This window comes from Candidatus Pantoea communis (assembly GCF_011752685.1).
Classification (GTDB): Bacteria; Pseudomonadota; Gammaproteobacteria; order Enterobacterales; family Enterobacteriaceae; genus Pantoea; species Pantoea communis.
On sequence record NZ_VWXC01000021.1, the window covers coordinates 79,945 to 93,479 of the forward strand.

The window sequence follows — 13,535 nt, forward strand, 5'->3', positions numbered from 1 at the left end:
CGCGGCGCTATGTATGGCGCGGGCATCAGCAACGCTGCAGTGACACCTGCGCGCCGCGACATTAATGACGCTGATTGAATCGGTGCAATGATTCGCACCGCCACCTTAAGGTGTGGTCTGCTAAGATCGTTATATGGATAAATATCAACAACTCAAACGGAGCAAGCGGCTCGCGCTCGCATTGCTGCTGGTTGCCGCAGCGACTTTTGTCGTGACGCTGTTTCTGCCACCCAATTTTTGGGTGCTTGGTCTCAAGGCCATTGCCGAAGCCGCAATGGTCGGTGCGCTGGCCGACTGGTTCGCGGTGGTGGCACTGTTTCGCCGCGTGCCGGTGCCCTTCATTTCACGTCATACGGCGATTATTCCACGCAATAAGGATCGCATCGGGGAGAATCTTGGCCGCTTTGTGCAGGAGAAATTTCTCGATACTGATTCGTTGCTGGCGCTGATTCGCCGTCACGATCCTTCGCAGATGCTGGCGCAGTGGCTTAACACGCCGGGCAATGCCGATCGTATCGGTCGCCATCTGTTGCAGGTGATGCGCGGCTTCCTTGATCTCACGGATGATGAACGCATCCAGCGCTTCCTGCGGCGGGCCGTGCATCGTGCATTGGATAAGGTCGATCTCACCCAATCCAGCGCGTTGTTACTGGATAGCTTGACCAAAAACAATCGTCATCAGGAACTGCTGGATGCCGCGGTACAACAATTGCTACGACTGCTGCACAAGCCCGGCACGCGTGAGTTTATCGCAACGCAGATCGTGCGCTGGCTGAAGCGGGAACATCCCATTAAAGCCAAAATGTTGCCAACGGAATGGCTGGGTGAGCACAGTGCTGACCTGGTGGCCAATGCAGTGGACTCGATTCTGGATGAAGTGGCGCTGGATCAGGGCCATGAATTCCGCCTCGGTTTTAATCGCGCCGTGCAGCGACTGATAGAGAAGTTGAAAACAGACCCCGAAATGGCTGAACGTGCTGAGGTGATCAAAAGCTGGCTGAAAGAGGATGAATCACTGAATCGCTATATCGGCGAACTATGGCAGGATCTGCGTAGCTGGTTGAAGGCCGATCTCAACAGTGAAGATTCCCGCGTGCAGGAGCGTGTGCGTCTCGCGGCGCTGTGGTTTGGCGAAACGCTGGCGGCGGATGAAGCGCTGCGTACCTCAATGAATCAGCATCTGGAAGATGCCGCTCGCAGTATCGCGCCGGAGTTTGCAGAGTTCCTGACGCGCCACATCAGCGATACCGTGAAGAGCTGGGATGCGCGGGAGATGTCGCAACAGATCGAGCTTAACATTGGCCGCGATCTGCAGTTTATCCGCATTAACGGCACGCTGGTCGGCGGCACCATTGGGTTGGTGCTGTATTTGCTATCGCAGTTGCCGGCCTGGATTCATACCTTGAAGTGACAAAAAAGCCGCCATGACATCGGCGGCTTTTTAGATTTTCGTTATAGCGACAGGTTATAGCTGAGCTATCAACTGCGCTTCATCAACAGATACAAGCTGATGGCAAAGAACGCGGCGCTCGGCAATAGCGCCCCCAGAATCGGCGGGATGCCATACACCAGACTTAACGGACCGAAGATCTGATCCAGCACGTAGAACAGGAAGCCGAAGCTGATACCCGTCACCACGCGCACGCCCATCGACACGCTACGCAGCGGACCAAAGATAAACGACAGCGCCATCAGCATCATCACCGCCACGGATAGCGGCTGGAAGATTTTACCCCACATGTTCAGCAGATAACGCCCTGACACCTGGCCACTCTGCTTAAGGTATTTGCTGTAGTTGTACAGACCGCTAATGGACAGCGCATCCGGATCCAGCGCCACCACGCCGAGTTTGTCAGGCGTCAGGTTGGTTTTCCACTCCCCACCCAGACTTTGCGAACCGGTAATCTGTTTCGCATCACTCAGGTTGGACTCATCTACCTGCGACAGCTGCCACAACTTCTTGTCCTTGTTCCAGGTCGCACTGGCGGCATAACGCACGCTGAGCAGACGACGCTGATCGGTGAAGGTGTAAATGCTGACGCCATCAATCTCGCTGTCGCCTTTGATGCGTTCGATGTAGATAAAGTCATGGCCGTCTTTCGCCCACAGCCCATTCTGCGTCGACATCAGCGAGCCACCGTACAGCTGCTGCGCACGGTAGTTACGCGCCATCTGCTCGCCCTGCGGTGCCACAAATTCGCCGATAGCCATGGTCAACAGCACCAGCGGAATCGCGGTTTTCATCACCGCCAGCGCCACCTGCATACGGGTAAAGCCCGATGCCTGCATCACCACCAGCTCGCTGCGCTGCGCTAGCGTTCCCAAGCCCAACAATGCACCCAAGAGTGCGGCCATCGGGAAGAAGATCTCAATATCTTTCGGTACGCTGAGCAGCGTGTAGTAACCGGCGTCGAGCGCGGTGTAAGCGCCCTGCCCGGTTTTACGTAGCTGATCGACAAATTTGATGATGCCCGATAGCGACACCAGCATGAACAACGTCAGCATGATGGTGTTGAAGATGGTTTTGCCGATATAGCGGTCAAGGACCTTAAACATTACTGCGATCCTCCACGACTAAAGCGACCACGAATGCGTCGCATCGGTACCGTATCCCACAGGTTCAACATCACGGCCAGCGCCAGATAAGCCAGGTTCACTACCCACATCCAAATCGCGGGATCGAACTTGCCTTTCGCTGCGTTAGAACGTAACGAACTCTGCAGCAGGAAGAAGATCAGATACAGCAGCATCGCAGGCAGCATTGACAGCACACGCCCCTGACGAGGGTTGACCACACTGAGCGGCACCACCATCAACGCCATCACCAGCACCGCAAACACCAGCGTTAGACGCCAGTGGAACTCGGCCTGGAACTGCGGCGTTTTGTTTTGGTACAGCGTGCTAATACTCGCCTGATCGGCATCATTCGGATCGAGCGTGGCTTCTTTATAGCCCACCAGCGCCTGGTAGTTGGTGAAGTCGGTGATGCGGAAATCGCGCAGCATCGCAGTGCCCTCGAAGCGCGTGCCTTTATCCAGCGTCACCACTTGTGAGCCGTCTTTGCGCTGCTCCATATGACCGCTGTCAGCCAGCACCACGGATGGGCGCGCATTACCTTTTGGACGCAGCTGCGCCAGGAACACGTTACCAAACGTGTTGCCTTTGACGTTCTCGACAAACAGCACGGTATTACCGTCGCTGGAGGTCTGGAACTGGCCCGCTGCCAGCGCCGCTGCGCCAGGGTTGGCTTTGGCATTTTGTGTGACTTCATCCTGGTAACGCGATGACCATGGTCCTAACCAAAGGACGTTGACCGCTGCGACCGCTGAAGTCAGCAGCATCAGGATCATCGCGGCCTTGACCAGCACGCTTTTCCCCAGGCCGCAGGCATGCATCACCGTGATCTCACTTTCGGTGTACAGCCGCCCAAGGGTCATTAAAATCGCCAGAAACAAGCTTAGGGGCAGGATAAGTTGTGCCATTTCAGGCACGCCAAGTCCTAACAATGTCAGAACCAGATTTGTTGGGATCTCGCCATCCACCGCTGCACCCAAAATCCTGACTAACTTCTGGCAAAAGAAGATCAGTAGCAGGATGAACAGGATAGCCAGCTGGCTTTTGAGCGTTTCCCGAACCAGATATCTAATGATGATCACGCTTAGTACGCCTGTGATAACTTGTCTTTTTGCAGGAAAATCGCTAGTTTCAACGCTTATCAGCCATTTTTCTTCATCAATGGCCATCATCGTAGCTAAAATAGTATGACGAACGCGTTAGGGTGGTGAAAAAACAACACATTGCCACCACATCTCATTATGACCTTCGGCGTTAAATTGTCATGGCGCCGCTAAAAATAATGGGTTACGAACGCGCTACATTCTAACGACAGCTAAGGCCGTTGTCTTTAAGATTCAGGAGAGTGCATGGAGTTCAGTGTAAAAAGCGGTAGCCCGGAAAAACAGCGTAGCGCCTGCATTGTTGTGGGCGTTTTCGAACCGCGCCGTTTGTCACCCATTGCTGAACAGCTGGATAAAATCAGCGACGGCTACATCAGCGCCCTGCTGCGCCGCGGTGAACTGGAAGGCAAAGTCGGTCAGACATTGCTGCTGCACCATGTGCCTAACATCCTGTCTGAACGTATCCTGTTGATCGGCTGCGGTAAAGAGCGCGAGCTAGATGAACGCCAGTACAAACAGGTGATTCAGAAGACCATCAATACGCTGAACGACACGGGTTCGATGGAAGCGGTGTGCTTCCTGACCGAACTGCATGTTAAAGGGCGCAACACTTACTGGAAAGTCCGCCAGGCGGTTGAAACCTCAAAAGAAGCGCTCTACAACTTCGATCAGCTGAAAAGCAATAAAGTTGAACCGCGCCGTCCACTGCGCAAGCTGGTGTTCAACGTGCCAACCCGTCGTGAACTCACCAGCGGTGAACGTGCGATTCAGCATGGTTTAGCGGTGGCAGCGGGCGTCAGAGCCGCCAAAGACCTCAGCAATATGCCGCCAAATATTTGTAACGCCGCGTATCTGGCGTCGCAGGCGCGTCAGTTGGCTGATGCGTACAGCAAAAATGTCACCACGCGTGTCATCGGCGAACAGCAGATGAAAGAGCTGGGCATGAACGCGTATCTGGCGGTCGGGGCCGGTTCACACAACGAATCGCTGATGTCGGTCATTGAGTACAAAGGCAGCACCGATCCTGAAGCGCGTCCAATTGTGCTGGTGGGTAAAGGTCTGACCTTCGATTCCGGTGGTATCTCGATCAAACCGGCCGATTCGATGGATGAAATGAAGTACGACATGTGCGGCGCGGCGTCCGTGTACGGCGTGATGCGCATGGTGGCGGAACTCAATCTGCCGTTGAACGTCGTCGGCGTACTGGTGGGTTGTGAGAACATGCCGGATGGTCGTTCGATGCGTCCAGGCGATGTGCTGACCACCATGTCAGGCCAGACTGTTGAAGTGCTGAATACCGATGCGGAAGGCCGTCTGGTGCTGTGCGACGCGCTGACTTACGTGGAGCGCTTCGAGCCTGAAGTGGTGATTGACGTTGCGACCCTGACCGGTGCCTGCGTGATTGCGCTGGGCCATCACGTCAGCGGTTTGATGTCGAACCATAATCCGCTGGCGCACGAGCTGATCAGCGCCTCCGAGCAAGCGGGTGACCGCGCCTGGCGTCTGCCGATGGCGGATGAGTATCAGGAGCAGCTGGAATCCAATTTTGCCGATATGGCAAACATTGGCGGCCGTCCGGGTGGTGCTATCACCGCAGCCTGCTTCCTCGCACGCTTTGCCCGTAAATTTAACTGGGCGCACCTGGATATCGCCGGTACCGCATGGCGCTCTGGCAAAACCAAAGGCGCCACCGGTCGTCCAGTTCCGCTGCTGTCGCAGTTCCTGTTGAACCGCGCAGGATTGAACGGCGACGATTAATCGCGGTTCAAAGATAGACGTATGAACTCATGGGGCGCAAAATGCGCCCCACTGTCATTAATGGAAATAAGCTTGCCATGAAAAACGCCACTTTCTATGTGATGGAGTCGGAAAACGCCAGCGACGGCCTGAGCGCCATCGAAGCACTGGTGTGCGATCTGGCCGAAACACGCTGGCGTGACGGCAAACGCATTCTGATTGCCTGCGAGAATGAAGACCAAGCTAATCGTCTGGATGAAGCGCTCTGGCAGCGTCCCGCCAACGCCTTTGTGCCGCACAATCTGGCGGGTGAAGGCCCGCGTTACGGCGCACCGGTAGAATTGGCCTGGCCGCAGCGCCGCGGCAGTTCCCCGCGTGACCTGCTGATCAGCCTGCTGCCACAGTTCGCAGATTTTGCTACTGGTTTCCATGAAGTGATAGACTTTGTTCCTTACGAAGAATCCTTAAAACAACTGGCGCGCGATCGCTACAAAACGTATCGCAGCGTTGGTTTCCAATTGAATACGGCGACGCCACCTCCGCCGCAAACGACAGTGTAGAAATGGAAAAGACATATAACCCGCAAGATATCGAGCAGCCGCTCTACGAGCACTGGGAACAGCAGGGCTACTTTAAACCGAATGGCGACACCAGCCAGGAAAGCTTTTGCATCATGATCCCGCCGCCGAACGTCACCGGCAGCTTGCATATGGGTCACGCTTTCCAGCAGACCATCATGGATACCATGATTCGTTACCAGCGTATGCAGGGTAAAAACACCCTGTGGCAGGCAGGTACTGACCATGCCGGTATCGCGACGCAGATGGTGGTTGAGCGCAAGATCGCCGCTGAAGAGGGCAAAACTCGCCAGGATTACGGCCGTGATGCTTTCATCGACAAAATCTGGCAGTGGAAAGCAGAGTCTGGCGGCACTATTACCCGTCAGATGCGTCGTCTTGGCAACTCCGTGGATTGGGAGCGCGAACGCTTCACCATGGATGAAGGCCTGTCGAATGCGGTGCGTGAAGTCTTCGTGCGCCTGTATAAAGAGAATCTGATTTACCGTGGCAAACGCCTGGTGAACTGGGATCCTAAACTGCGTACCGCGATCTCCGACCTGGAAGTGGAAAACCGCGAGAGCAAAGGCTCAATGTGGCATATCCGCTACCCGCTGGCGGATGGCGTGAAAACCGCAGAAGGCAAAGATTATCTGGTGGTCGCCACCACTCGTCCGGAAACCCTGCTGGGCGATACCGGCGTGGCGGTGAACCCGGAAGATCCGCGCTATAAAGATCTGATCGGTAAAGAACTGATCCTGCCGCTGGTGAACCGTCGCATTCCGATCGTCGGCGATGAGCACGCGGACATGGAAAAAGGCACCGGCTGCGTGAAGATCACCCCAGCGCATGACTTCAACGACTATGAAGTCGGTCGTCGTCACAAGCTGCCAATGATCAACATCCTGACCTTTGATGGCGATATCCGCGAGCGTGCGGAAGTGTTCGACACCAACGGTGAAGTCAGCGACGAATGCGCCGATGAGATCCCAGCGCAGTTCCAGAAAATGGAGCGTTTCGCGGCGCGTAAAGCCATGGTGGCTGCGGTTGATGAACTCGGCCTGCTGGATGAAATCAAACCACACGATCTGACCGTGCCTTACGGCGACCGTGGCGGCGTAGTGATCGAGCCGATGCTGACCGACCAATGGTATGTGCGCACCGCTCCACTGGCGAAAGTTGCGGTAGAAGCGGTCGAAAACGGCGACATCCAGTTTGTGCCAAAACAGTATGAAAACATGTACTTCTCATGGATGCGTGACATTCAGGATTGGTGCATCTCGCGTCAGCTGTGGTGGGGACATCGCATCCCGGCCTGGTATGACAACGACGGCAACGTCTATGTCGGCCGTACTGAAGCCGAAGTGCGTCAGGAAAATAACCTGGCTGACGTTGTGGTACTGCGCCAGGACGACGACGTGCTGGATACCTGGTTCTCATCAGGTCTGTGGACCTTCTCGACCCTTGGCTGGCCAGAGAATACCGAAGCACTGCGTACCTTCCACCCAACCAGCGTGCTGGTGAGCGGCTTCGACATCATTTTCTTCTGGATTGCGCGCATGATCATGCTGACCATGCACTTCATCAAAGATGAAGACGGCAAGCCACAGGTGCCGTTCAAAACCGTCTACATGACCGGTTTGATTCGTGATGAAGAAGGCCAGAAGATGTCCAAGTCGAAAGGCAACGTCATCGATCCACTGGATATGATCGACGGCATTTCGCTGGAAGACCTGCTGGAAAAACGCACCGGTAACATGATGCAGCCGCAGCTGGCTGAGAAGATCCGCAAGCGTACCGAGAAGCAGTTCCCGGACGGCATTGTGGCTTCCGGCACCGATGCCCTGCGCTTCACCCTGGCGGCACTGGCCTCAACCGGTCGTGACATCAACTGGGACATGAAGCGTCTTGAAGGTTATCGCAACTTCTGTAACAAGCTGTGGAACGCCAGCCGCTTCGTGCTGATGAACACCGAAGAGCACGATTGCGGGCAGAACGGCGGCGAACTGAAGCTGTCACTGGCGGATCGCTGGATTCTGACCGAATTCAACAGCACCGTGAAAGCCTATCGTGAAGCGCTGGACAGCTATCGCTTTGATATCGCAGCCAACATTCTGTATGACTTCACCTGGAACCAGTTCTGTGACTGGTATCTGGAGCTGACCAAGCCGGTCATGAGCAACGGCAGCGAAGCGGAACTGCGCGGCACGCGTAATACGCTGGTCACCGTGCTGGAAGCGGTCTTACGCCTGGCGCACCCAATCATTCCTTACATCACCGAAACCATCTGGCAGCGTGTGAAAGGTCTGAAGAATATCGATCACGACACCATCATGCTGCAGCCGTTCCCGCAGTTTGACGCGGCAAAAGAAGATGCGGAAGCCAAAGCGGATATCGAGTGGATCAAGCAGGCGATCGTGGCAGTGCGTAACATCCGTGCTGAAATGAACATCGCACCGGGTAAACCGCTGGATGTGCTGCTGCGTGACTGCTCGCCAACCGCGCAGCGTCGTGTCGATGAGAACCGTAGCTTCCTGTCACGTCTTGCGCGTCTGGAAAGCCTGACCATTCTGCCTGCGGGCGAGAAAGGTCCGGTCTCGGTCACCAAGATCGTCGAAGGCGCTGAGTTGCTGATCCCAATGGCGGATCTGGTCAACAAAGAAGCCGAGCTGGAGCGCCTGGCGAAAGAGTTGACCAAGCTGGATGTCGAGATTGAGAAGATCCAGGTCAAACTGGCGAACGAAGGCTTTGTTGCACGTGCACCGGAAGCGGTGGTGGCGAAAGAGCGCGAGCGCATCGTTGAGCTGGAACAATCAAAAGCAAAACTGATTGAACAGCAGGGCGTGATTGCGGCATTGTAAGCGCATCAGTCCAATTGCTAAATCATAGCCGGGCACTGCCCGGCTTTTTTACACCGGAAGAAAATGATGACCACCGCTACGCCACTGAATTTACAGGTGCGCCCGATTGTTGCGGCCGATAATCCGCTGATTGCGCAAGTGATCCGTGATGTCTCCGCAGAGTTTGGCCTGACCGCCGACAAAGGTTACACCGTGTCCGATCCGAATCTGGATCGCCTGTTCGAGTTGTACAGCGAAGCGAACAGCGCTTACTGGATCGTCGAGCATGAGGGACGTGTTGTGGGCGGCGGCGGCGTGGCACCTTTGGCGTGTAGCGCACCGGACATCTGCGAATTGCAGAAGATGTACTTCCTGCCCCAAGTGCGCGGTTTAGGGCTGGCGCGTGCGCTGGCGTTGCGGGCGATGGAGTATGCGCGTCAGCAGGGTTTCCGTCGCTGCTATCTGGAAACCACCGGCACGCTCACCCGCGCGATTAAGCTGTATGATTCATTGGGTTTTGAGCTGATCGACAGCGCGATGGGCTGTACCGGGCACGGCGATTGTGAAGTGCGGATGCTGAAAGTGTTGTGATGTAAAAGCGGTGCGCAGATTTGCGCACCCAACTTAGTAAGCAGGCACACCGCTATGGAAACGCAGCTCACCATCCGGCTCGCTGATTAAGCGCGCTTCCGCTGCACCAAACGCCTGCACGCGCGGGGCAATGTCCTTCGCTGAAATCTGCTCCGCCAGCTTCAAATAATCCTGATAGTGACGCGCTTCAGAACGCAGCAGCGAAATATAGAACTTCTGCAGCTGTTCATCCAGATACGGCGCCAGGCTGGCAAAACGCTCGCAGGATCGCGCTTCGATATAGGCCCCGCAAATCAGCTTATCCACCAGCGCTTCAGGTTCAAAGGTACGGATTTCACGAATCAGTCCTTTGGCATAGCGGCTGGCTGTGATTTTGCGATACGGCAAACCACGCGACTGCATGATTTCCCACACCTGATAAAAATGATGCAGCTCTTCTTTGATCAGCAGAATCATCATCTCGACCAAATCATCCGCCCACGGCAGTTCGTTACGCACAATGATGCTCTTGGTCAGATTTTTATGCGCGTTAATGAAGTTGCTGTCTGGTTCTTCGCGGTAGATGAAATCTTCGTATGGCTTGAGCCACGCCAGAATGGCATCGCCACTGGGTTTATCGGCCACATACTTACGAATGATAAACACCGCGGTTTGTGCCGCTTTTAACTCGCACACCATGTGATCGGTCAACAACAGCGTCAGGTTTTCCGGCTTGCGCGCTTCGTCAATCCACGCTTGTGGCGTGCGGCAGTGCAGAAATTCATAAATGGGTTCTAACAGGGGAGCGTAATTCATCGGCGTTCTTTATCTGGCGGGGAAGTGGTTCTGGGCGGCGAGCGCCGCCCGTTTAAGACCTAGTGACGCACACCGTCGTCTTCTTCGTCATCGATGAAATCACCATCGTCGTCTTCATCTTCCGCGTCCGGGTCTTCGAAGTAAGTGCCCCAGCCGTCGTAATCGACGTTGAACTTACCGGCCAGATTCACCAGTTGCTCAACTTGTGCATCAATCAGCTCTGGCTTCAATGCGCCTTCGCTCAGGATATCCACACACATCACCGTGCCGCCCTCTTCCAGCTCCAGCTCTTCTGGCTCACTCACTTCAAAGCCCAGTTTGAAAGCCTCAACCGCGACTTTCTCCAGTGAGTCGAAGTTGTTGCAAGAGAGGTGATGCTCGATAGTGTAAAGCGCATCCGGATCGCTGCCGTCTTCCAGCAACTCTTCAATGATCAGGCGGGTTTCTTCGCGCTGTTCTTCCAGCAATGCTTCATATGCCATGTGCGTGTCCTCAAAATGTTCGACGTGAATGCAATTATTTTCCCACACTGCCTCGCGCGCCACTACACAAAACGGAAAGTTTCTTAACGTCGGGGTTGAAAATGCATATTCATACGGTTAGATTGAATTTTAATTCATTATTAGTCCCCATCTGGAGCGCTGTATGAGTCAGCTGTATTCGAGACACTTCCTGAGATTGCTGGATTTCACACCCGCCGAAATCGCTAACCTGTTAAGTCTGGCAGGTGAATTAAAACACGCTAAGAAAAATGCTACCGAAACGCAGTACCTGAAAGGCAAGAATATCGCGCTCATCTTCGAAAAAGACTCGACCCGTACCCGATGCTCTTTCGAAGTTGCCGCATACGATCAGGGCGCTAACGTCACTTACCTCGGCCCAAGCGGCAGCCAGATCGGCCATAAAGAGTCGATGAAAGACACCGCGCGCGTATTAGGCCGCATGTATGATGGCATTCAGTATCGTGGCTTCGGCCAGGAACTGGTGGAAACGCTGGCGGAATTTGCCGGTGTGCCGGTGTGGAACGGATTGACCACGGAATTCCACCCGACGCAGTTGCTGGCAGATTTGCTCACCATGCAAGAACATCTGCCAGGTAAACCATTGAGCGATATGACGTTGGTGTATGTGGGTGACGCACGTAACAATATGGGCAACAGCATGCTGGAAGCGGCAGCTCTGGTAGGGCTGGACCTGCGCCTGGTGGCACCGAAGGGTTGCTGGCCGGAAGAGCAGTTGGTTGAACAGTGTCGCGTTGCAGCACAGAAAACCGGTGGCAAAATCACCCTGACCGAAGAGATTGCCGAGGGCGTACAAGGTGCGGATTTCATCTACACTGATGTGTGGGTGTCGATGGGTGAAGCGAAATCGGTATGGGAAGAGCGTATCGCCCTGCTGCGTCCGTATCAGGTAAATAGCGCGATGCTGGCGCTGACCGGCAATCCACAGGTGAAATTCCTGCACTGCCTGCCCGCCTTCCATGATGATCAAACCACGCTGGGCCGTCAGATGGCTGAACAGTATGGTCTGAAAGACGGCATGGAAGTGAGTAACGAGGTGTTTGAATCGGCGCACAGCATCGTTTTCGATCAGGCCGAAAACCGCATGCATACCATCAAAGCGGTGATGGTCGCCACGCTGGGTAACCCATAAAGCAAACGTTTACCTTGCGGCGATTTCTGCTTGATGCAAATCAGTGAATGCGTATAATGCGCCACAATTTGCCGGAGGAAACATGCAACAGCGCAGCGCACAATTTGCCGCTCTATCCCGCCTGACCACAGGCGATGCCGCTGTTTCTTTCCGTCAACCATTGATCGTAAAAAAAGCCCCTTAAGCAGGGGCTTTTTTTTGTCCGCAATCCGGCAGCGCAGAGGAGAACGCTATGGCCAACCCGCTATATCGCAAGCACATTATTTCCATTAACGATCTCAACCGCGAAGAACTGGAGCTGGTGTTACACACCGCTGCCCAGCTCAAGGCTCATCCCCAGCCGGAACTGCTGAAGCACAACGTGATCGCCAGCTGCTTCTTTGAAGCCTCGACGCGCACCCGCCTTTCGTTTGAAACCGCTATGCATCGTTTGGGTGCTTCAGTGGTGGGCTTCGCCGACGGCAGCAATACCTCGCTGGGTAAGAAAGGCGAAACGCTGGCCGACACCATTTCGGTGATCAGCACTTATGTCGATGCGATTGTGATGCGTCATCCGCAGGAAGGCGCCGCGCGCCTGGCGACTGAATTCTCCAGCGGCATTCCAATTCTCAATGCCGGTGACGGTGCCAACCAGCACCCGACGCAAACCCTGCTGGATCTGTTCACCATCCGTGAAACCCAGAGCCGCCTCGACAACCTGAATGTGGCGATGGTCGGTGACCTGAAATATGGCCGTACCGTGCACTCGCTGACCCAGGCGCTGGCGAAATTCACCGGCAACCGTTTCTACTTTATCGCGCCGGATGCGCTGGCGATGCCGGCCTACATCACCGATATGCTGGATGAGCAGAACATTGTCTGGACGCGCCACGACACCATCGAAGAAGTGATGCCGGAACTCGACATCCTGTATATGACCCGTGTGCAGAAAGAGCGTCTCGACCCGTCTGAGTACGCCAACGTCAAAGCACAGTTCATCCTGCGCGCGGCCGATTTAGCCGGCGCTCGCGACAACATGAAAGTGCTGCATCCGTTGCCGCGTATTGACGAGATCACCACTGACGTCGATAGCACGCCGCACGCCTGGTATTTCCAGCAGGCGGGCAACGGCATCTTCGCCCGCCAGGCTCTGCTGGCACTGGTACTGAATAGCGAACTGGCCCTGTAAGGAGAAACCGATGACTCACGATAATAAATTGCAGGTTGAAGCCATCAAGCGTGGCACGGTAATCGACCATATTCCTGCGCAGGTCGGTTTTAAATTACTGTCGCTGTTTCGCCTGACCGAGACCGACCAGCGCATCACCATTGGACTGAATCTGCCTTCAGGTGAGATGGGGCGCAAGGATTTGATTAAGATCGAGAATACCTTCCTGACCGATGATCAGATTAACCAGCTGGCGGTGTATGCGCCTCACGCCACGGTTAACCGTATTGATGAATACGAAGTAGTAGCGAAAATCGCCCCGACCTTACCGGACCGTGTCGAACGTGTGCTGACCTGCCCGAACAGCAACTGCATTAGCCGCAGTGAGCCAGTATTCAGCAGCTTCGCGGTGAAACAGCGTGACGATGATGTGCACCTGAAGTGCAAATATTGCGAGAAAGAGTTCGCGCGCCACGTGGTGCTCGGTCACTGGTAATCGTGCTTATCGTCCCTATAATGGGGCGAACCAATACGCGGC

General features: G+C 55.0%; 12 protein-coding genes. 8 read left to right on the forward strand and 4 right to left on the reverse strand.

The features are described 5' to 3' along the window. Positions 1 to 133: 133 nt before the first annotated feature. Positions 134 to 1,411, forward strand: coding sequence for a DUF445 domain-containing protein (locus F3J37_RS22545; protein ID WP_166935951.1), 1,278 nt, complete (start codon positions 134 to 136; stop codon positions 1,409 to 1,411). Positions 1,412 to 1,479: 68 nt separating this feature from the next. Here the strand turns inward: F3J37_RS22545 and lptG are convergent, their stop codons facing one another. Both lptG and lptF read right to left on the reverse strand, forming a co-directional pair. Further along, positions 1,480 to 2,556: an LPS export ABC transporter permease LptG gene (gene lptG, locus F3J37_RS22550; RefSeq protein ID WP_160868502.1), complete on the reverse strand. Its 1,077-nt coding sequence runs from the start codon at positions 2,554 to 2,556 to the stop codon at positions 1,480 to 1,482. Continuing rightward, positions 2,556 to 3,656 (reverse strand): LPS export ABC transporter permease LptF, encoded by a 1,101-nt coding sequence (lptF, locus tag F3J37_RS22555; RefSeq protein WP_034826453.1) that lies wholly within the window; start codon positions 3,654 to 3,656, stop codon positions 2,556 to 2,558. The genes lptG and lptF overlap by 1 nt, the downstream gene beginning before the upstream one ends. A 267-nt stretch (positions 3,657 to 3,923) precedes the next feature. On the opposite strand from lptF, the gene pepA reads away from it, so the two are divergent. The 4 genes from pepA to F3J37_RS22575 all read left to right on the forward strand — a co-directional run bounded on the left by pepA (position 3,924) and on the right by F3J37_RS22575 (position 9,402). Beyond that, positions 3,924 to 5,435: a leucyl aminopeptidase gene (pepA, locus tag F3J37_RS22560; RefSeq protein WP_166935953.1), complete on the forward strand. Its 1,512-nt coding sequence runs from the start codon at positions 3,924 to 3,926 to the stop codon at positions 5,433 to 5,435. A gap of 77 nt (positions 5,436 to 5,512) precedes the next feature. After that, entirely contained in the window at positions 5,513 to 5,974 is a 462-nt protein-coding gene (locus tag F3J37_RS22565; protein ID WP_166935955.1) for a DNA polymerase III subunit chi, read from the forward strand. 2 nt (positions 5,975 to 5,976) lie between these two features. Then, positions 5,977 to 8,832, forward strand: a complete 2,856-nt coding sequence (locus tag F3J37_RS22570; protein ID WP_166935957.1) for a valine--tRNA ligase — start codon at positions 5,977 to 5,979, stop codon at positions 8,830 to 8,832. 63 nt (positions 8,833 to 8,895) lie between these two features. After that, complete coding sequence (locus F3J37_RS22575) at positions 8,896 to 9,402, forward strand: GNAT family N-acetyltransferase (protein ID WP_370662139.1); 507 nt, start codon at positions 8,896 to 8,898, stop codon at positions 9,400 to 9,402. 33 nt (positions 9,403 to 9,435) lie between these two features. Here the strand turns inward: F3J37_RS22575 and miaE are convergent, their stop codons facing one another. Continuing rightward, positions 9,436 to 10,197, reverse strand: coding sequence for a tRNA isopentenyl-2-thiomethyl-A-37 hydroxylase MiaE (miaE, locus tag F3J37_RS22580; RefSeq protein WP_166935961.1), 762 nt, complete (start codon positions 10,195 to 10,197; stop codon positions 9,436 to 9,438). A gap of 59 nt (positions 10,198 to 10,256) precedes the next feature. After that, positions 10,257 to 10,679, reverse strand: a complete 423-nt coding sequence (gene rraB, locus F3J37_RS22585) for a ribonuclease E inhibitor RraB (RefSeq protein ID WP_034826466.1) — start codon at positions 10,677 to 10,679, stop codon at positions 10,257 to 10,259. Positions 10,680 to 10,842: 163 nt separating this feature from the next. On the opposite strand from rraB, the gene argF reads away from it, so the two are divergent. The 3 genes from argF (at position 10,843) to pyrI (ending at position 13,493) form a co-directional block, all read left to right on the forward strand. Further along, the gene (argF, locus tag F3J37_RS22590; RefSeq protein ID WP_166935962.1) at positions 10,843 to 11,850 is read left to right on the forward strand and encodes an ornithine carbamoyltransferase; all 1,008 of its coding nucleotides are present in this window, start codon (positions 10,843 to 10,845) and stop codon (positions 11,848 to 11,850) included. Between the two features lie 232 nt (positions 11,851 to 12,082). Continuing rightward, positions 12,083 to 13,018 (forward strand): aspartate carbamoyltransferase, encoded by a 936-nt coding sequence (gene pyrB / locus F3J37_RS22595; RefSeq protein ID WP_034826472.1) that lies wholly within the window; start codon positions 12,083 to 12,085, stop codon positions 13,016 to 13,018. Between the two features lie 10 nt (positions 13,019 to 13,028). Beyond that, the gene (gene pyrI / locus F3J37_RS22600; protein WP_034826475.1) at positions 13,029 to 13,493 is read left to right on the forward strand and encodes an aspartate carbamoyltransferase regulatory subunit; all 465 of its coding nucleotides are present in this window, start codon (positions 13,029 to 13,031) and stop codon (positions 13,491 to 13,493) included. Positions 13,494 to 13,535 lie beyond the last annotated feature (42 nt).